The sequence below is a fragment of the Amycolatopsis rifamycinica genome (assembly GCF_000695625.1).
Classification (GTDB): domain Bacteria; phylum Actinomycetota; class Actinomycetes; order Mycobacteriales; family Pseudonocardiaceae; genus Amycolatopsis; species Amycolatopsis rifamycinica.
Window position 1 is genome coordinate 102,786 of the sequence record NZ_JMQI01000063.1, and the last position, 19,421, is coordinate 122,206.

Sequence of the window (19,421 nt, forward strand, 5' to 3'; positions counted from 1 at the left end):
AAGCCGATGGGAAGGAATGGGGGCACGTCATGAGTTGGGGCGAGATCCCGGAGCAGGCTCTGGGAGATCTCACCGAGCTCATCGATGCCACCGAGGAAGAGCAGGATTGGCAGGAACGCGCCCTGTGCGCGCAGACGGACCCGGAGGCGTTCTTCCCCGAGAAGGGCGGTTCCACCCGCGAAGCCAAGCGGATCTGCCTGGGCTGCGAGGTCAAGGACGAGTGCCTTGAGTACGCGCTGGCCCACGACGAACGCTTCGGCATCTGGGGCGGTCTGTCCGAGCGGGAGCGCCGCAAGCTGAAGAAACGAGCTGTCTGAGGCGGTTCGAGGGGGTGAGGTCTGTTCGCGGAATGCGCGAACCTCGCTCGCGCCTCAGGTGTCTTCTGGGGGGGCAACCCCCAGACCCCGCCCGGGGGCAAGCCCCCGGACCCCCGCGCGTGGCTGGGTCCGCGTTGAACCTGCGTCTACGTCGCGTCCACCCAGTGGAACTGCGGAAATCGCCGGTGATGCTTGCGTCACCGGCGATTTTCCTTGGGTGACGTCTCGGCGTGGGTTCACCATCGGGTGATGGGCCGGGGCCGTAGGGTGGCCGCACCGACTGCCGCCTGATCTGGAGCGTTCGTTGCCCCGCACCGCCGCGCCCGTTTCGCGCACCGCGCCCGTTCTGGCCATTGTGGTCTGTCACGACGGCGAAAACTGGCTGCCGCTGGCGCTTTCCGCGTTGCGCCGCAGCACCGTCCGGCCCCGGCACGTGCTCGCCGTGGACACCGGCTCCACCGACGCGACCCCACGGCTGCTCGCCGAAGCCGCCGAAGATCCCGGGCCGGATTCCGCCCCCGTGCTCTCCGGGGTCATCACACTGCCGGGTGAGACCGGCTTCGCCGCCGCGGTCGCCGAAGCCGTTGCGCACGCCACCGAGCGCTGGGGCGACCCCGGTTCCTGGCTGTGGCTGTTGCACGACGACTGCGCGCCCGACCCCGACTGCCTCGAGCAGCTCCTGCAGACCGCGACGAAGGAACCGTCGGCCACCGTGCTCGGCGCGCTCGGTGTCGACTGGACGGACCCGCGGCTGATCGTCGAAGCCGGCCTCTCCACCGACGCCTCCGGCCACCGCCAGCAGGTCGCCGCGACCGGCGAGGACCCGGTGGCGGTGCTCGCCGTGCCCAGCGCGGGCTCGCTCGTGCGCCGCGACGCCTGGGACTCCCTCGGCGGCTTCGACCCCGGTTTCCCGTTGCTGCGCGAGGATCTCGACTTCGGCTGGCGCGCCAACGCCGCCGGTGGCGTGGTGCTGACCGTGCCGCTCGCGCGGGTCCGGCACGCCCGCGCCGTCACCACCGGACAGCGGACGGCGGACGCGCTCCCCGGCCCGCTGCCCGCCGCCAACCGCGCCCACGGGCTGCGGGTGTTCCTGGTGAACTGCTCGCCGTTTTCCTTCTGGCTCGGCCTCATCCGGCTCCCGCTGCTGGCGGTGCTGCGCGCGCTGGCCTTCGTCCTGCTGCGCCGCACCGGGGAAGCGCGGGCCGAGCTCGCCGCTGCCGCGTACCTCCTCAGTGGACGCGGCGGATTGCGCGCCGCGCGCGCCCACCGGCGGCGGAATCCGCGGCCGGGCACGGTTCGCGGGCTCTTCACCGGACGCGGGACCCGGCTGCGCAACGCCGTCCGCGCGGGGGTCGTCGGCCTGGTGCGCCGCGGCGTCGAGAACGACGTCGCTCTCGGCCGCGTGCCCGAGACCGTCGAAACCGAGTCGGCGTGGGTGACGCCGGAAGCCCTCGACGCCCGCGAGAACCGCCCGGTCGGCCCCGACGCGCTGCCCGCCGGCGCGCTGCGCGGGGTCAGCTCGCGCGGGTCCGGGCTGCGCCGCCCGGGCACGCTCGTCGCCGTCACGCTGCCGGAAGCCCCGGCCGCCGAAGACACCCCCGACGCCGAAGAGCCGGAACCCGAACTCGTCTTCGTCGAGGTGAACCGCCGCCGGGTGCTGGCGGCCACGGTCTTCGCGCCGCCCGTGGTCCTGCTCGTCGTGCTGACCGCGCTCGGCCTGGTCGTCAACCGCGCCCGGCTCGGCCTCGACCTCTTCGGCGGCAGGCTGCTCCCGGTCGGCGGGCTGGGGGAGCTCTGGACGTCGTACCTGACGCCGTGGCACGCGATCGCCGGCGGCACCGGCGCGCCCGCGTCGGCCACCCTGCCGGTGCTCGGCACGCTCGGCGCGGTGTTCGCGCCGATCGGCGGGCCGGCCGCGCTGGTGGCCGTGCTGCTCCTCGGCGACATCCCACTGTCCGCGCTGAGCGCGTACGCGGCGACGAGACGGCTTCGCGTGCGCCGGTGGGTCCGCGCGGTCGTCGCCGCGACCTACGCGCTGCTGCCGGCCGCGACCGCGGGCGTGGCGCAGGGCCGGCTCGACGTCGTCGTGGTGCACCTGGTGCTGCCGCTGGTGGCCGCGGGCCTCGCCGGGCTGCTGGTCCACGCGGACACGCGCTGGCTGCACGTCTCGGCGCTGTCGGCGTTCGGCGTGGCGCTGCTCGGTGCGTTCTCGCCGCTGGCGCACGGGCTCGCGCTCGCCGGGCTGCTGATCGGGTTCGTCGTGCTGCCCGCGCCGACCGGGCTGGCGCGCCGGACCGCGTCGGTCGGGATCGTGGTGCTGCTGCCCCTGGTGCTGCTGCTGCCGTGGCCGACGGTGCTGCTGAAGCACCCGGAACTGCTCGTGCAGGGGCTCGGCGGCGCGGCTTCGGCCGTCTCCGGGACCGACCTGGCCGGGCTCGACCCTGGGGGGCCGGGTGCCTGGCCGATCGGCGTCGCGGTGATCGCCGCGGCGCTCGTGGCGGTGGTCGTCCGGCCGACGAAGCTCGCCGCCGGCGGGCTCGCGCTCGCGGCGCTCGGCGCGGGCGGGCTGGTGCTGGTGCGGCTGGTGACGGCGGTCCCGATGCAGGGCGGCGCGCCGTCGCACGGTTACGCGGGCGTGCCGCTGCTGGTCATCGGCGCCGGGCTGCTGTGGGTCGTGCTGGGGTCGTGGCAGCGCGGCGGCACGGCCGGCGTCCCGGCGGCCTGGCTGCCGAAGGTGATGGCGGTGGCCGGGGTGGCGGTGTTCCTGGCCCTGGCGGCCGGTGCGGTGGCCGTCGGCTCGCAGGGGCCGCTGCGGGCGGGCGAGCGGCCGTCGCTCGCCCCGGAGGTGGCGGCCGAGCTGACGGCGTCCGGCCGGTCGGTGCTCGACCTGGCCCCGGACGCAACCCGCCAGATCGGCGCCCGCCTCCCGCACTACGGCGACGACGAACTGGCCCCGGCACCGGCCACCCCGGCCCGCCTGGCGGCCTGGCGCACCGACCTCGCCCAGGGCGACGCGGCGGCGGTCCAGCGCTCCCTGGCGGCGGCGGCCGCCGCGGGCGTCCAGTTCGTGGTGCTGCCCCCAGGAGCCGACCCACGGGCGTACCCACCGCTGGCGAAGGACCTGCTCTCGGTGGCCGCCCCGACATCCGACGGCCGTGGCGTCCTCCGCCTGCTCCCCCCGGCAGGCCAGGTGATCTTGATCTCACCGGAGCAGGCAAAAGCAGCGGTCACGGGCGGCGGCGCCCCCGGCAACGCCCCAGGCGTGGCACCGGTAAGGGCAGACCTCCCGGAGGTACGCGTACGCGTATCCGACGGCCCAACCGGACGGCTCCTGGTGCTGGCGGCGGAGCAGGAAGCGGGCTGGAGGGCAACGGTGGGCGGCAAGCCGGTGCCCATCGTGCCGGCCTGGGGCCACCAGGTGGCGGTATCGCTGCCCCCGACGTCATCAGAGGTAACGGTGGAGTACCCAGGAACGGAACGAAACCTCCTCCTGCTGGCCCAACTGGCGGCAGCGCTGTTCACCCTCCTGACGGCAGTCCCAACCCGGAGCGCCCGTGAGCGGCGCAGCGGCAACACCGCACGCCCCACCGACCCACCAAAGGAGCAGGGTGGTCATCCCGTCGCCTGAGGCCAGAAAATCACTTTGAGCCGGGCCCGCAACCACCAGCGCAAGGCAGGAGAACAGCGCAGGCTTGCGGGCCCGGCTCAAAGTGATAGGCCTCAATCAGGCGACGGGATGACCACCCAGCGGCCCACCTCACGAACGAGAGCCAGCAGCAGCGAAGAGCGGCCATCCCAGAGCCTGCCCGTCCGGCGAGGACAGCTTTCAGCTTTTCAGCCGCGGCAGACTTCCAACCGCAGCAGACGCACGCCAGGAACTACTCCCCTTCGATGACGTCCGGCTCCACCCCGAGATACCCAGCCACCTGCTCCACCAGCACGTCATGAACCAGCTCAGCCAGCTCCGACGGATCCTTCGCCCGAGCCTCCAACGGCCGCCGGTAAAGCACAATCCGCGCCCGAGTCGGCAGCCCCGTCCGGTCCACCCCGGCCGGCACCAGCCGCGAAAGCGGCACCGCGCCGTCGTGCAGGACGCCGTCCGCCGGCGAATGGCCGTTCTCGCGGACCTCCGGCACGTCGTCGACCGCCACGTCGAGCTTCGTCAGCTCGTGGCGCCAGCGGGCTTCGATCGGCTCCAGTGCGTCGAGCACCAGCGCGTCGAACCGTTCCGCACGGCTCGCGGCGGCGGGCAGGGTCGCCGGATACAGCGTCCCGCGCAGGCCCCGGCCGTGCCGGTCCCGTCGCGAGCGCCGCCGCTGTCGGTAATCACGAGCCGTCGCCACGCCCGAAGTCTATGCGGTCGGCACGTCCCAGCGCGTGTCGCTCCTCCAGGCTTGCGGCGACGCGCTATCGTTTCGTTTCGTGCGGAGCGTACGGAAGTGTTCGCGTACTGGCTGTCTCGAGCCAGCGGTGGCCACGCTGACGTATGCGTACAGCGACTCCACCGCCGTCGTCGGCCCGCTGGCCACCGCCTCCGAGCCGCACTCCTACGACCTCTGCGAAGCCCACGCGCTGCGGCTGACCGTGCCCAAGGGCTGGGAAGTCGTCCGGCACGAAGGCGCCTTCGCCGCTCCGGACCCGTCGGCCGACGAACTGACCGCGCTGGCCGAGGCCGTGCGCGAGGCCGGCCGCCCCGGCAAACCGGCTCCCGCGCCCGAGCCGGAGGGCCCGTCGGGGCGCCGCGGCCACCTGCGGGTCCTGCCCGGCCGCGCCTGAACGCGTAACCCACTCACCTCGCCGGTAGGCTTTCCGCGCGGCGCAGCGGGCGCCGGGACGACTATTCGCGGGGAGACGGCGTGCCAGACCTTTCGGGCATCGTGAAGGCCTACGACATTCGCGGCGTGGTCGGCGAGCAGCTCGACGCGGACCTCGTCCGCGACTTCGGCGCCGCCTTCGCCCTGCTCATCAAGCCGGAGGCGCCATCGGTGGTGATCGGCCACGACATGCGCGACTCCTCGCCGGGCCTGGCCGCGGCCTTCGCCGAGGGCGTCACCTCGCAGGGGCTCGACGTCGTGAGCATCGGGCTGGCCAGCACCGACCAGCTGTACTTCGCGTCGGGCTCGCTGAACCTGCCGGGCGCGATGTTCACCGCCAGCCACAACCCGGCGAAGTACAACGGCATCAAGCTGTGCCGCGCCGGCGCGTCGCCGGTCGGCCAGGACACCGGGCTGGCCGAGATCCGCGACACCGTCGAGCAGGGCGTGCCGGAGTTCGAGGGCCAGCGCGGCACGGTCACCGAGCGGGACGTCCTCGCCGACTACGCCGCCTACCTGCGCAACCTCGTCGACCTGTCGGGCAGCCGGCCGCTGAAGATCGTCGTCGACGCCGGCAACGGCATGGGCGGCCACACGGTCCCGACCGTCTTCGCGGGTCTCCCGATCGACGTCGTGCCGATGTACTTCGAGCTCGACGGCAGCTTCCCGAACCACGAGGCCAACCCGCTGGACCCGGCGAACATCGTCGACCTGCAGGCCAAGGTGCGCGAGGTCGGCGCGGACGCCGGGATCGCCTTCGACGGCGACGCCGACCGCTGCTTCATCGTCGACGAGCGCGGCGAGCCGGTTTCGCCGAGCGCGATCACCGCGCTGGTCGCCGTGCGCGAGCTGGCCAAGGACCCGGGCGGCACGATCATCCACAACCTGATCACGTCCAAGGGCGTGCCGGAGATCGTCGCCGAGCACGGCGGCAAGCCGGTCCGCACCCGCGTCGGCCACTCGTTCATCAAGGCCGAGATGGCCCGCACCGGCGCCATCTTCGGCGGCGAGCACTCCGCGCACTACTACTTCCGCGACTTCTGGCGCGCCGACACCGGCATGCTGGCGGCGCTGCACGTCCTCGCCGCGCTCGGCGAGCAGACCGGCCCGCTGAGCGAGCTGACCAGCGCGTACTCGCGCTACGCGGCTTCGGGGGAGATCAACTCCACAGTCGACGACCAGGTCGCGAAGATGATGGCCGTCAAGGACAGCTTCGGCACCCGGTCCGGCGTCGAGCTCGACGAGCTGGACGGCCTCACCGTGCAGCTGCCGGGCGGCGCCTGGTTCAACCTGCGCCCGTCGAACACCGAACCGCTGCTCCGCCTGAACGTCGAGGCCGCGAACGCCGAGGCCGTGCAGGGACTGGTGGACGAAGTGCTCGCGATCATCCGCAGCTGACCCCGTCCACGATGAAGGGCGGGCCGCGGGCCGAACTGTGTCCTGAAGTGCCCTTCATCACACCTTCTCGCGTGGTATGGAGGAACCATGGCCATCACGCTCGACGCCCAGCTCCTCGAGATCCTGGCGTGCCCGTCGCCCGATCACGCCCCGCTCCGGCCGGGCGCGCCGGACGACCCCGAGGCCGACGCGCTGACGTGCACGGAATGCGGTCGCGTGTACCCCGTCCGTGACGGCATCCCGGTGCTGTTGCTGGACGAAGCGACCCGGCCCGGGGAGCACGGGAATTCCGATGCCGACAGTGCTTGACGACACGCTGCTCGACGACCCCGCGCGGCTGGCCGAGGCCGACAGCGCGGGATTGCTCCGTGCCGCCGCGATGGCGGGCGCCCAGGTGCGGGCGACCGCCGAGCTGGCCGCGGAACTGGAGCTGTCCGACCGGCTCGACATGGGCCGCCCGCGCGCCGTCGTGCTGATCGACCGGCCCGGGGTGAGCCGCACGCTCACGCGGCTGCTGGCCGCCCTGCTGGCGCCCTCGTGCCCGGTGCCGGTGGTCGTCGCCGAGGTGGTGCCGAGCTGGATCGGCGCGCTCGACGTCGTGTTCGCGCACACCGACGACCCGGGTGACCGCGAGCTCGCCGCGTCCCTGGAGCGCGCCGCGCGTTATGGCGCCTCGGTGGTGCTTTCGGCGCCGTCGGAAGGCCCGGTGGCGGCCGCCGTCGCGGGCAAGGGCATCCTGCTGGCGCCGCGGATCCCGGTGCCGCCGGAGCTGGCGTTCCCGCGCGGCCTGGCCGCCGGGCTGCTCACCGCGAACGCGCTGGGCCTGCTGATCTCCGACGTCCAGGTGCTCGCCGACCAGCTGGACCTCGAAGCCGAGAAGGACTACCTGGCCCGGGACTCGTTCGCGAACCCGGCCAAGGCGCTGGCGCTGCGCGTCGCCGACCGCGTGCCGCTGCTGTGGGGGCTGGACCCGGTCGCCGTCGCCGTCGGCGAACACGCTGCGCACGCGTTCGCGGCCCACGCGGCCACGGTGTGCGACGTCGAGGACTATCGTCAGGCCCTGGCGCGCCCCGCATTGCGGCGGGCGGCGCAATCAGGTGGCGCGGAGCGTGACATCTTCGCCGATCCGGACGATCCCTCTGGTGACATCCCCACCCGGGTGCTGCTGCTCTCGGTGCGGACCGGTCCGGCCACGGACGCGGCGCGCTACCAGGCCGAGGATCTGCTGCCGGGTGCGGACGTCATCGCGCCGGCCGAGGAGATCGAGGCCGACGAAATCGTGCGGGCCGCGGTGCTGGCACTGCGGTTCGAACTGGCGGCGGTCTATCTCGGGCTGGCGGCGGGCAGCATCGGCGGCGCGGGCCGCTTCGCGCCCGCGACGGCGTGAGACCCGCCTAGCACCGGCCTCCGGCCGGTGCCGAAGGAGTGGAGTTGAGGTGACAGTGGAGCTGCTGCGCAACGCGGTGCGGCCCTACGCCTGGGGATCGCGGACGGCGATCCCCGAGCTGCTGGGCCGTCCGGTACCCGCGCCGCACCCCGAGGCCGAGCTGTGGATGGGCGCCCACCCGGGTGACCCGTCGCACGTGATCGGCCCCGACGGGACCGAGCGGAGCCTGCTCGAGCTGGTGGACACCGACCCGGTGACCCAGCTCGGCGAGCGCTGCGCGAAGCGGTGGGGCGGGCGGCTCCCGTTCCTGTTGAAGATCCTCGCGGCCGAGGAGCCGCTGTCGATGCAAGCGCACCCGTCGGCGGCCCAGGCCGCGGAGGGGCACGCCCGCGAGGAGAAGCTGGGCATCCCGCGCGACGCGGCGAACCGCAACTACCCGGATCCGACGGCGAAGCCGGAGCTGGTCTGCGCGCTGACGGAGTTCCACGCGCTGGCGGGGTTCCGCACCCCGGACCGCACGGTGAAGCTGCTGAAGGCGATCGAGACGCCGGGGCTGGCGAAGTACACCGGGCTGCTGGAGGCCCAGCCGGACCCGGACGGGCTGCGGGCGCTGTTCACGACGTGGATCACGCTGCCGCAGCCGTCGCTGGACGCGCTGCTGCCCGAGGTGCTCGACGCGTGCGTCGTCCACGTCCAGGAGCACGGCGAGTTCGCGGTCGAGTGCCGGACGATCCTGGAGCTGGGCGAGGCCCACCCGCGTGACGCGGGCGTGCTGGCGGCGTTGCTGCTGAACCGCCTGACGCTGCGCGCGGGCGAGGCGATCTACCTGCCGGCGGGCAACCTGCACCTGTACCTCCACGGGACGGCCGTGGAGATCCTGGCGAACTCGGACAACATCCTGCGCTGCGGGTTGACGCCCAAGCACGTGGACGTGCCGGAGCTGCTGCGGGTGGTCGACTTCGCGTGCGGCGAGATGCCGGTCCAGTGCGGTGACACGGGCGGGCGCATGGCGGTGTACCGGACCGACGCGCCGGAGTTCGAACTGTCCCGCGTGGAGTGGGCGGCGGGCCAGGACGACGAAATCTCGGTCGACAGCGTGGGCCCCCAGATCCTGCTGTGCACGGCGGGCGACCTGCTGGTGACGGCCGAAGACGGCGAGAAGGTCGAGCTGCGCCGCGGCCAGTCGGTGTGGCTGCCGGCGGCGGACCCGCCGGTGCGTGTGCGCGCGCTCGGTGGGGAGCGGGCCCAGTTGTTCCGCGCCACAGCCGGCACCTGCGAAGACTGAGGGCCCACTCACCGGCCCGCCAGCCTGATCCACGCCCGGTGGGGTGCCTGCGTACCGGCTCGGCCTGCCCAGGTATCTGCCTGGTCGGCCCTGCGTACCTGCCAGGTTGACCTGCGTACCTGGAGGATCGGCTCCCGAGCCCGAGCCCGAGCCCGAGCCCGAGCCCGAGCCCGGCTACCCGGGCTGAGGGTCCAGGCACGTGAGCCGACCGTGTGGGTGCGCGAGCCGACCGCGGGAGTCGACCATCGGGGTACTGGCGGGGTCGCGGGTTTCTGTGTGCGTTCCGTGTGGCGGCGTCCGCCACGATCAACACCAAGGGGGACCTTGGTGCGCTGATGCGCGCCGCCGGGTCCGCTGGGGGTGGCGCCGGTCGGATTCGCCCGGCGTCTGGGCTCGAGGTGGTGCCGCGAGGGGGCGGCACCACCCCGGCCGCGAGGGCGAGGCAGGTGGTGCGGTGAGGGGGCGGCACCATCAGGCCTCGCCCCGCAGGCCGGTTCGGCGAGGGCCTGGCAGGTGGGTTGGCGGGGGAGCCGGCCCACATCAGGCCGGTTCGGTCAGGGGCTTAGTGGGCTGGCTCGGCGAGGGCCTGGCAGGTGGGTTGGTGGGGAGCCGGCCCACGTGAGGCCGGTTCGGTGAGGGGCTTGGCGGGCCGGTTCGGCGAGGGCCCGCAGGCGAGTTGGCGGCGAGCCAGCCCGCATCAGGCCGGTTCGGTGAGGGCTTAGCGGGCTGGCTCGGCGAGGGCCCGCAGGCGGGTTTGGGGGAGCCGCCCACGTGAGCCCGGTTCGGTGCGCGGCCCGGCAGGCCGGTCGGCCAGCGCCCGCTAGGCCGCTTCGGCGAGGGCCGCTTCGGCGAGGGCCGGAGCGGGCGAAGGTGGCGGGCCGGAGAGGCAGGGCCGTCAAGCCGGGTGGGTGAGAGCGAGCAGTGCCCTCCGCAAGGCCGCCGCGCTGGCGTCGCGTGGGTTCAGCAGCTCTGCGGCCTCGGTCTCCGCCTCGGCCGCTGCCTGCGTTTCTCCCGTGGCCAGGTACGCCCGGTGCAGCACCAGCCATGTCAGGCCCGTCGCCGCCTTGCCGCCCATCGAACGGAACTCGTCCAGACACGCCCGCAGCACCGGGATCGCCTGCTCCGCCCGTCCCGAGCCGATCCAGGCCGCCGCCAGCGCGCGAGTGCACGACAGCTCCCGTGGCCGCTCGTCCAGCTCCCGTGCCAGCTCGCGCGCCTCTTCGAACGCCGCCACCGCGTCCTCGCGCGCGCCCGTCGCCGCCGCGATCGCGCCGGACGTGCGCAACGACTTCGCCAACGCCGACCGCGCCATCGTGCCGCGCAGCAGGTGCACCGACTCCGTGATCGCCGCCACCGCGCCCGGGTCGTCGCCCGTCAGCAGGGACGACCACGCGAACCCGTGCAGGGCCTCGCCGATCACCCGGGCGTCGCCGGTCGAGCGGGCCGCCGCCAGTGCCGTTCGGTCGACCTCCCGTGCGTCGGAAATCCGGCCGAGCCGCAGCAGGGCGGCCGACTCCGCCGCTCGCACCCAGCCGAGCTCGGCCGCGGATCCGTCCACAGTGAACAGCTCGCGGGCGTCGGTCGCCGTCTGGAGCGCTTCTTCCGCGCGGCCCAGACCGATCAGGCAGTGAGCCAGGTTCGCCGACACCCACGCGTGCGTGCGGCGGTCGCCGTGGGCCTCCAGCTCCTTGGCGCACGCGCGGTAGCGGACCGCGGCCTCCTCGTACTCGCCTCGCGCGTGCCGCAGCAGGGTCAGGGTGGCCTCGGCGACCGTCGCCAGCGGTGGGTCGGCGTCCGAGACCGTCTCGTACGCCGCGCGCATGTCGGCGTACTGCCCGTGCAGGTACAGGTAGACGCCGAGGCGGTCGAGCAGCAGCAGGGCGTCGCGCGGGGCGAGCGTGCCGATGAGCAGCAGCAGGTTCGCGCGCTCGGCCGCGAACCAGTCGTCCGGACGCGCCAGCAGCCGCTCCACCAGCTCCTCCGGCAACGGCTGCGCGGGCGGCTCGTGGGCCGGGGACGGCATCGGCACTGTGCGCGGCAGCCTGGCCGCCGCCGCGTCGGCGAGCGCGAGCGTGGCCGCCAGTACCGTCCGGAGGCCTTCGCTCGGCGCCGGGTCGCCGAGCTCCGCCGCGTACAGCCGGACGAGGTCGTGCATCCGGTAGCGGCCTTCGCCCGTCCCGTCCGCGCCGCGGGCCTCCAGCAGGCTCGCTTCGACGAGCTCTTCGACCGCCTCGTCGGCGTCCGGGTCGTCGAGCAGCGTCGTGACCGCCCAGGCCGGCAGGTCGGCGAGGCGGCACCGGCCGAGCAGCCGGAACGCTCGTCGCGCGGGCGGCCGCAGGCCTTCGTAGCTCAACGCGATGCTGCTCCGGACGGCCAGATCGCTCACGGTCAGCTCGTCGAGCCGGCGGACCTCGTCCTCCAGCCGATCGGCCAGCTCCCCGAGCCGCAGGTGCGGGCGGATGGCCAGCCTGCTGCCGGCGATCCGCAACGCCAGCGGCAACCGCGCGCACGCCGCGATGATCCGCTCGGCGTCGGCGCGCTCCCGGGCCACCCGCGCCCCGGCGAGCCGGTGCAGCAGCTCGGCGGCGTCGGCGCCGGACAGGGGACCGAGGGCCAGCCGGTGCGCGCCGGCGAGCCCGCTCAGCCGCCGACGGCTCGTCACCAGCACCGCGCAGCCCGGCGTGCCCGGCAGCAGCGTGCGGACGTGCTCGGGGTCGACGGCGTCGTCGAGCACCACCAGCACCCGCCGGTCGGTGAGCCGGCCGCGGAACACCGCCGCGCGCGCCCGCACGTCGTCCGGCACCGCGGGGCCGGGGACACCCAGCGCGCGCAGCAGGTCGGCCAGCACCTCGCCGATCTCACGGCCGGCCAGTGGGACGTACAGCTGGCCGTCCGGGAAGCGCGTGCGCAGCCGGTGCGCGGCGCGCACGGCGAGGGTGCTCTTGCCCGCCCCCGGCTCGCCGCTGAGCACCGCGACCGGGACGCCGGCGCCGGCCCCGAGCACGCCGGCCAGCTCCGCCAGCTCGGCTTCGCGGCCGGTGAAGTCCCCGACGTCCGGCGGGAGCTGGCACACCGGCCACACCGACGGCGGCAGCCGCGGCACGGGGTCTTCGCCGCGCAGCACGGCCGCGTGCACCCGCCGGGCCTCCGCGCCGGGTTCGACGCCGAGTTCCTCGATCAGCGTGGCCCGCAGCCGGCGGTAGACCTCCAGCGCGCTGCCCTGCTGCCCGGCCCGGTGCAACGCGATCATCAGCTGCGCCGCCAGCCGCTCGCGCAGTGGGTGCTCGGTGATCATGGCCTGCAGTTCGCCGGTCAGCTCTCCGTGCCGCCCGGCGGTGAGCTCCGCATCGACGCAGTCCTCGAACACGGCGAGCCGCTCGGACTCCAGCCGGGCGACGTTGGCGTCGAGCCGCGGCACGTGCAGCCCGGCCAGCACCGGGCCCCGCCACAAAGCGAGCGCCCGCCGGTAGTGCCCCGCGGCGGCCACCGGATCGACGGCTCGCCGCCCGTCGGCGACGGCGGACCGGAAGACGAGCAGGTCGAGCTCCTCCGGTTCGACGTGCAGCCGGTAGCCGGGCGGGCCGTGCTCGACCCGCAGGCCCTCGATCCGGTCGCGCAGCCGCGAGAGGTAGGTGTGCAGGTTGGACGTGTACGACTTGGGCGGGCCCTCCGGCCACAGCGCCTCGACGAGCACGTCGACGGGAACGTGCTGACCGGCGTTGAGCAGCAGCACGGCCAGCAGCGTGCGCTGCCGCTCACCGCGCAGGACCGCCCATCGGCCCGGCGGGCTCTCGACGGCGAGCGGACCGAGCACGGCGAAGTGCGCCATGTCACCTTCCCGGGAGTGGTCGGCTGGAAAAACCACGGTAGCGAAGGGGTACGACAGAACCGGAGCCCCGCGGTCGACGTGATCTTCGCCTCGTCCGGCGACCTGGAAAGGGACCGGGCGGGAAGCGTCGCGGATCGGCCCGGCGGCGGTCGTGGTCCGGGCCTGGGGCGGCCGTTGGTCGACACGATCGTCGGCTCCCGCATTCAGAACCTGAAGGAGCTGCGGCCCGGTAACGTGCGAATCCTGTTCGTTTTCGACCCCTCGCGAGCGAGTGTCCTGCTCGTTGCCGGGAAGGACGTCCGCGCGGCGCCCGCTACGCCGCGGCGTTGGGTGGCCGCCTGCACCAGGCGATCTACTTCGAGGACGGGGACATCGCCGCCATCGCTTGAGCGAACTTCCCGGTCGGGACGGCCGCCGTCGCGTGCTCCCATTAGGCTCCACCCGGACATTTCAGGACCTACCAGGGGAGCGGTCGTGTCAGCTGGAGGCGGAACCAAGGCGATCCTCGCCGCACTCGGGGCGAACGCCGGGATCGCGGCGGCGAAGTTCGTCGGCTTCCTCGTCACGGGGTCGTCGTCGATGCTGGCGGAGTCGGTGCACTCGCTGGCCGACACCACGAACCAGGGCCTGCTGCTGATCGGCCAGAAGACGTCGAAGCGGGAGGCGGACAAGGAGCACCCCTTCGGCTACGGCCGTGACCGGTACTTCTACTCCTTCATCGTCGCGCTGATGCTCTTCACCCTCGGCTCCGCGTTCGCGATCTACGAAGGCATCCACAAGATCGGCCACCCGAAGCCGCTCGAATCGCCGATCGTCGCCGTGATCATCCTCCTCGTCGCGGTCGCCCTGGAGGGCTACAGCTTCTTCACCGCGATCACCGAGTCGAAGAAGATCAAGGGCGACGCGAGCTGGTGGGGCTTCATCCGCCAGGCCAAGGAGCCCGAGTTGCCCGTCGTGCTGCTGGAGGACGCCGGCGCGCTGCTCGGCCTCGTCTTCGCGCTGCTGGGCGTCGGCCTGTCGGTCGCCACCGGCAACCCGGTCTGGGACGGCGTCGGCACCCTCGCGATCGGCGCGCTGCTCGGCGTCATCGCGATCATCCTCATCATCGAGATGAAGAGCCTGCTCATCGGCGAAGGCGCCAACGAAGGCGTGCTCGCGACGATCGTCGACGAGCTCGCCGCGGGCAAGGTCGAGCGGGTCATCCACATCCGCACCCAGTACCTGGGCCCGGACGAGCTGCTGGTCGCGGCGAAGCTGGCGATGGTGCCGGGGCTCGACACCGCCGAGCTGGCCACGGCCATCGACGACGCCGAGGCCCGGGTCCGCGCCAAGGTGCCGGTCGCCCGGCTGATCTACCTCGAGCCGGACCTCGACCGCAGCGTCGCGCGGTAGCCCAAGATCGACTTCGGCCCCTTCGGCAAGCCGTCACCGGTCTGACCCGATAGGGTGACCTACTGCGATACATGCAGGCCAGCCGCAGGAGGTCAACGGTGCCCGGAACGGGATTGTGGCGCACTAAATCGATCGAACAGTCCATTGCGGACACCGACGAGCCGGACACCAAGCTCCGGCGGAACCTGAGCGCGTGGGACCTCACGGTCTTCGGCGTCGCCGTCGTCATCGGTGCCGGCATCTTCACGCTGACCGCGCGCACCGCGGGTGACTACGCCGGGCCGTCGGTCTCGCTCGCCTTCGTGTTCGCGGCGATCGCCTGCGCGCTGGCGGCGCTGTGCTACGCGGAGTTCGCCTCGACCGTGCCGGTCGCGGGCAGCGCGTACACGTTCTCCTACGCCACTTTCGGCGAGTTCATGGCGTGGATCATCGGCTGGGACCTGATCCTGGAGCTCGCCGTCGGCGCGGCCGCGGTGTCCAAGGGCTGGTCGGTGTACCTCGAGACGGTGCTCGGCTACCTGTTCGGCAAGGGCACGAAGACGACGTTCGACATCGGCAGCGTGACCGTCGACTGGGGTGCGCTGCTCGTCGTGGCGATCCTGACGCTCCTGCTGGCTGTCGGCACGAAGCTGTCTTCGCGGGTCTCGATGGTGATCACCGGGATCAAGGTCGCCGTGGTGCTGTTCGTGATCATCCTCGGCCTCTTCTACGTCAAGGGCGCCAACTACACGCCGTACATCCCGCCGGGCGAGACGGGCGGAGCCGGCCAGACCGGTGTCGACCAGTCGCTGTTCTCGCTGGTCGCGGGCGGTGCGAGCAGCTCGTTCGGCGTCTTCGGCCTGCTGGCCGGCGCCTCGCTGGTGTTCTTCGCGTTCATCGGCTTCGACATCGTCGCGACCACCGCGGAGGAGACGAAGAACCCGCAGAAGGCCGTGCCGCGCGGGATCATGGGCTCGCTGGCCATCGTGACCGTGCTGTACGTCGCCGTGTCGCTCGTCGTCGTCGGCATGACGTCGTACAAGGACCTCGCGACCAAGGCGGGCGACGGCAGCCACAAGACCCTCGCCACGGCCTTCTCCGCGAACGGCGTCGACTGGGCGGCCAACATCATTTCCTTCGGCGCGCTGGCCGGCTTGACCACCGTTGTCATGGTGCTGATGCTGGGCCAGGTCCGGATCATCTTCGCGATGTCGCGCGACGGCCTGATGCCGCGCGGACTGGCGAAGACCGGCGACCGCGGCACGCCGACGCGCGCGACGCTCATCGTCGGCGGCCTGGTCGCCGTGGCCGCCGGTTTCTTCCCGGCGGAGAAGCTCGAGGAAATGGTGAACGTCGGCACGCTCTTCGCGTTCGTGCTCGTCTCGGCCGGCGTGCTCGTGCTGCGGCGGACGCGGCCGGAGCTGCCCCGGGCGTTCAAGGTGCCGCTGGTGCCGCTGATCCCGATCCTCGCCATCCTCGCCTGCGTGTGGCTGATGCTGAACCTGACCGTGCTGACCTGGCTGCGGTTCGTCGCCTGGATGCTGGTGGGCGTGGTGATCTACTTCGCGTACAGCCGCCGGCATTCGCTGCTCGGCAAGCGCCAGGCCGAAGGGGCCGGCGAACCCGTGAAGGCGCCCGACGCCTGACTTGCGCGATAAAAGCCCCGCCCACCTGGACGCCCAGGTCGGCGGGGCTTTTTGCGTTTGGTTGCTTAATGCGAGGTTACGGCTTGATCAAGACGATCTTGCGATTCGTGCGCAATGGGGGACCCCCTGTAGGCGGTGGCGTGACGTGCGATACCTTTCCATCCTTCGTGCGCCACTGACGGGTGAATTACAGCCGCGTGATTAACCACGTGCCGTGGCGACACGTCCCCCAGATTTGCCGTTCTTCCCCCGTTCGGTACAGGAGACACTCAATGCGCAGACGTACCTTCCGCGGTGCCGTGGCGGTCATGGCGCTCACCACCGCTGCTCTGATGGGAACCGCCGGTTCCGCCTTCGCGTGCGTTCCCGGTGACGACCGCGCGACCGGCACGGTGGGCAACGCCACCAAGTGCAAGGACATCGGCCTCGGCAAGGCCGTCGACGTGAGCGACCAGCTCAAGGTCACCGGCGGCACGACGAAGGACCAGTACCTGACGGTCACCGGCGTGGCCGAGGGCGTCACGGTCGCCGCCATCGTGGTCAAGGGTGGCAACGAGTACAACACCTACGTGCCGGGCAAGAAGGGCCTCTCCGCCGTCCCGCCGTGGGAGAAGCTGCACGCCCCGATGGTCGGCAAGGACTTCAAGAACGTCCCGCAGATCAGCCACTGGTTCGCCTGCGGCACCAAGACCGACAAGCCGACCGAGACCGCCACGCCGACGACGAAGCCGTCGACGCCGACGTCGACCACCACGGCCACGCGGCCGGGCCCGGCGACCTCCGACACCTCGGTCGCGCCGACCAGCGCCAGCACCACCGCTCCGGCCGCCGTGCCGGCGGGCAACGAGTCGGGCACCGGTGGCGGCCTGGCCAACACCGGTTTCGACAACAGCTGGCTGATCTGGGTCGGCGCCCTGCTGCTCGCCGCCGGTGGCGGCCTGCTCGCGCTGCTGAAGTTCCGCCGCAAGGCTTCCGAGTGAAGCTGAGCTAGTCCACGGCTGAAGGCCCCTCGCTCCGCGCGCGAGGGGCCTTCACCGTTTCGGGGGGAAGTCCCCGAACAGCGAGCCCTGCTCGCCCCAGGACGGCTTGCCGAGGCCGGCGGCCATCGCGACGGCGTGGTCCCATTCGGCGTCGACGACGTAGTCCTGGTGCTTGAGCACCCCCGGCGCCCAGCGGTGCCGTCCGGTCGGGCCGCGCAGCGGGTCCGGCAGCCAGTGGTCGCCGCCGAGGATCAGGACGCCGTTGCCGTCGGCCGTCGCCGACACCGGGCCGCAGCCGCCGTCCGGCAGGAACCCGACGCCGTGCAGCCGCCGGTCGGCGACCGAGTGCCGCCAGGTCGTCACGCCGCCGCCGAAGATGTCGGTACCGCGGCACAGGGCCCGCCAGCGGCCGTCGAGGTCGGCGAAGAGCCGTTCCAGCGCTTCCTGCGGCAGCAACGCCGGGAAGGCGCGCTGGTAGCCCCACTGCAGCGGGGAGCCGGCGGTGAGCAGGCCGACGCGTTCGAGGTCCGCCTCCGGCAGCTCGGCCGCGAGCCGGGCGGCCGCCATGAGCGTGAGCAGGCTGCCGAGGTTGTAGCCGGAGAGCACCACGCGCGTGCCGGGCTCGGCGAGGTGTTCGCGCGCCCGCGCGGCCAGTTCCGGGACGACCTTCAGCGCGTAGCAGGGCGGAACCGTCGGGTGCGCCGCCCGCGGCCAGAAGCAGACCAGGTCGGCCAGCGCGCCGAGGTGGCGGCTGCGCTGCGGGGTGCGCGCGGCCGTGTAGACCACGCGCAGCAGACCCGCGGCCAGCGCGCCGAGCGCGACCACGCCGATCGCGGACAGCGGGCCGAACCAGCCGGGGACCAGCCCGAACCCGAAGCGCAGCACCAGCAGGGCCGCGCCGCCCGCGGACATCGCGCTCGCGACCGCCAGGGCCAGGTGGTGCAGGTGCCGCCGTTCCCAGGCCGAGCGCGCCCAGGCCGCCGCGGCCTGGGCCTCCTGCCGCTCGTCGTGCTCCATCAGCTCGACGATCTCCGGAATGCCCCGCCGCAGCCGGCGCAGCGGGACGGCGACCGCGAAGCCCAGCACGCCGAGCACCGCGGCCAGCGCCAGTCCGGCGCCCCACAGGACCGTGACCAGCACGTACGTGTCGGGCACCCGCAGGTGCTCCGCCCCGGAAAGCCGCCGGAGCGCCTCGGCCAGCCCGGCACCGAACCCGCCGCCGAGCAGGCCGGCCAGCGCGAGCACCGGGGCGGCCGCCCAGCCGCCCATCCACGGCCGCAGGCGCTGCGGCTTGTGCTTCCAGCCGGGCCGGGCCAGCAGCGCCGCCGGGGCGAGGAACAGGGCGAACAGCACGGTGACGGCGACCATGGCCGCGCCGAGGCCTTCGACGACGCCGTTCGTGCCGGGCAGCGGGCCCGCACCCGGCCTGAGCCGGACCGCGGCCACGACGACCAGCAGCGTCGCGAAGGCGAGCACGCCGGGCCGGGCGAACCGGCCGGTGTCGACGCCGATCGCGGCGGCGACGACGGTGGCGAGCACCACGGCCAGGGTGACGATCCAGGCCACGAGGCCGGCGCTGTCACCCGGAACGCGGAACGGCCCGCCGAGCAGCAGGAGCGCGACCGAGGCCAGCGCCGCGACGGTGTGCAGGCAGCGCAACGCCGGCGTCTCCGGGTCGGCGCGCATCCGCAGCGGGCCGCCGGTCAGGTCGCCGTCGGCGTGCACCGCCCAGGTCGCGCTCGAAATCCGGTGCAGGACGAAGATCACGACGAGCAGCGGCAGCACGCCGACGGCGATCCGGGCCGGCCCCGAGCGCAGGACGTCGGGGATCACCGGCAGGCAGCCCGAGCCGGGGGCCAGGCACTGCGCGGCGAACAGGTCGAGCGCGATCGCGGCGAGCTGGCCCATCAGGAGCATCGTCAGCAGCAGAGCGCCGACGCGCAGCAACCCGCGGCAGACAGCGCCGAGGACGCGCGCGAGACGGCGTTCCGGCGGGGCCGGCGGCAGCATCCAGAAGGCGACGTTGGCCAGGGAAAACGGGAACAGCAGCGCCCAGGTGGCCTTCGCGGCGCCGCCCGAGGTCATGCCGTGCCAGAGGTAGCCCTCGAGCGTCCGCGGGATCGACCGGCCCAGCGCCGGCAGCACCGGCCCGGGCGCCGGGCGGCGCAGCCGGTCCGCCGGGCGGATCACCCGGCCCAGGCCGTCGCCGGCGACGTCGACGGTCGCAACCGCGTCGAGCAGCGTTTCCCCGCTGGTGCCCACGAGCCCGGCGACGCGGATTTCCACGACACGGGTGTCCGGTCCGGGCATGGGCACGGTAAGGGCCTCCTAACACTTCTAGGGACAGTCGAGCGGACAACGGTAGTGTTCGGGTGTCATCGAGTCTTGGAGGAA

The 19,421-nt window shown here is 73.2% G+C and carries 13 protein-coding genes; 10 read left to right on the forward strand and 3 right to left on the reverse strand.

Features of this window, described 5'->3' with window-relative positions:
• Positions 1-29 precede the first annotated feature (29 nt).
• Both DV20_RS30060 and DV20_RS30065 read left to right on the forward strand, forming a co-directional pair.
• Positions 30-317 carry a WhiB family transcriptional regulator gene (locus DV20_RS30060; protein ID WP_161790928.1) on the forward strand — a complete coding sequence of 96 codons (288 nt, stop codon included), beginning with the start codon at positions 30-32 and terminating at the stop codon, positions 315-317.
• Between the two features lie 304 nt (positions 318-621).
• Entirely contained in the window at positions 622-3,945 is a 3,324-nt protein-coding gene (locus DV20_RS30065; RefSeq protein WP_043786243.1) for a glycosyltransferase family 2 protein, read from the forward strand.
• 250 nt (positions 3,946-4,195) lie between these two features.
• Here the strand turns inward: DV20_RS30065 and DV20_RS30070 are convergent, their stop codons facing one another.
• Positions 4,196-4,660: a metallopeptidase family protein gene (locus DV20_RS30070; RefSeq protein ID WP_004559274.1), complete on the reverse strand. Its 465-nt coding sequence runs from the start codon at positions 4,658-4,660 to the stop codon at positions 4,196-4,198.
• Between the two features lie 79 nt (positions 4,661-4,739).
• Between DV20_RS30070 and DV20_RS30075 the strand changes: the two genes are divergently transcribed.
• The 5 genes from DV20_RS30075 to manA all read left to right on the forward strand — a co-directional run bounded on the left by DV20_RS30075 (position 4,740) and on the right by manA (position 9,201).
• Positions 4,740-5,093: a DUF3499 domain-containing protein gene (locus DV20_RS30075; protein WP_026468546.1), complete on the forward strand. Its 354-nt coding sequence runs from the start codon at positions 4,740-4,742 to the stop codon at positions 5,091-5,093.
• 80 nt (positions 5,094-5,173) lie between these two features.
• A complete protein-coding gene (locus DV20_RS30080; RefSeq protein ID WP_043786246.1) occupies positions 5,174-6,529 on the forward strand; it encodes a phosphomannomutase/phosphoglucomutase in 1,356 nt (451 codons plus the stop codon).
• Positions 6,530-6,616: 87 nt separating this feature from the next.
• Complete coding sequence (locus DV20_RS30085) at positions 6,617-6,838, forward strand: Trm112 family protein (protein WP_043786248.1); 222 nt, start codon at positions 6,617-6,619, stop codon at positions 6,836-6,838.
• A complete protein-coding gene (locus DV20_RS30090; protein ID WP_043786250.1) occupies positions 6,822-7,916 on the forward strand; it encodes a hypothetical protein in 1,095 nt (364 codons plus the stop codon). Before DV20_RS30085 ends, DV20_RS30090 begins: the two co-directional genes overlap by 17 nt.
• Positions 7,917-7,971: 55 nt before the next feature.
• Positions 7,972-9,201: a mannose-6-phosphate isomerase, class I gene (manA, locus tag DV20_RS30095; RefSeq protein WP_084093747.1), complete on the forward strand. Its 1,230-nt coding sequence runs from the start codon at positions 7,972-7,974 to the stop codon at positions 9,199-9,201.
• An 895-nt stretch (positions 9,202-10,096) separates the two neighbouring features.
• Here manA and DV20_RS30100 read toward each other — a convergent pair.
• A complete protein-coding gene (locus DV20_RS30100; RefSeq protein WP_043786253.1) occupies positions 10,097-13,030 on the reverse strand; it encodes an AfsR/SARP family transcriptional regulator in 2,934 nt (977 codons plus the stop codon).
• A 474-nt stretch (positions 13,031-13,504) separates the two neighbouring features.
• Here DV20_RS30100 and DV20_RS30105 point away from each other — a divergent pair, with 474 nt between their 5' ends.
• From DV20_RS30105 to DV20_RS30115, 3 genes are all read left to right on the forward strand, one after another.
• Complete coding sequence (locus tag DV20_RS30105) at positions 13,505-14,422, forward strand: cation diffusion facilitator family transporter (protein WP_043786255.1); 918 nt, start codon at positions 13,505-13,507, stop codon at positions 14,420-14,422.
• 98 nt (positions 14,423-14,520) lie between these two features.
• Positions 14,521-16,047: an amino acid permease gene (locus DV20_RS30110; RefSeq protein WP_043786256.1), complete on the forward strand. Its 1,527-nt coding sequence runs from the start codon at positions 14,521-14,523 to the stop codon at positions 16,045-16,047.
• Positions 16,048-16,319: 272 nt separating this feature from the next.
• Positions 16,320-17,027, forward strand: a complete 708-nt coding sequence (locus DV20_RS30115; protein ID WP_084093748.1) for an LPXTG cell wall anchor domain-containing protein — start codon at positions 16,320-16,322, stop codon at positions 17,025-17,027.
• Between the two features lie 51 nt (positions 17,028-17,078).
• Here the strand turns inward: DV20_RS30115 and DV20_RS30120 are convergent, their stop codons facing one another.
• Positions 17,079-19,337: a hypothetical protein gene (locus tag DV20_RS30120; RefSeq protein ID WP_043786260.1), complete on the reverse strand. Its 2,259-nt coding sequence runs from the start codon at positions 19,335-19,337 to the stop codon at positions 17,079-17,081.
• Positions 19,338-19,421 lie beyond the last annotated feature (84 nt).

What these genes read in the sequence shown, in the direction of transcription:
- DV20_RS30120 (WP_043786260.1), bottom strand. Translation starts at nt 19,337, where the DNA reads ATGCCCGGACCGGACACCCGTGTCGTGGAAATCCGCGTCGCCGGGCTC.
- DV20_RS30090 (WP_043786250.1), top strand. Translation starts at nt 6,822, where the DNA reads ATGCCGACAGTGCTTGACGACACGCTGCTCGACGACCCCGCGCGGCTG.
- DV20_RS30060 (WP_161790928.1), top strand. Translation starts at nt 30, where the DNA reads ATGAGTTGGGGCGAGATCCCGGAGCAGGCTCTGGGAGATCTCACCGAG.
- DV20_RS30085 (WP_043786248.1), top strand. Translation starts at nt 6,617, where the DNA reads ATGGCCATCACGCTCGACGCCCAGCTCCTCGAGATCCTGGCGTGCCCG.
- DV20_RS30100 (WP_043786253.1), bottom strand. Translation starts at nt 13,030, where the DNA reads ATGGCGCACTTCGCCGTGCTCGGTCCGCTCGCCGTCGAGAGCCCGCCG.
- DV20_RS30115 (WP_084093748.1), top strand. Translation starts at nt 16,320, where the DNA reads ATGCGCAGACGTACCTTCCGCGGTGCCGTGGCGGTCATGGCGCTCACC.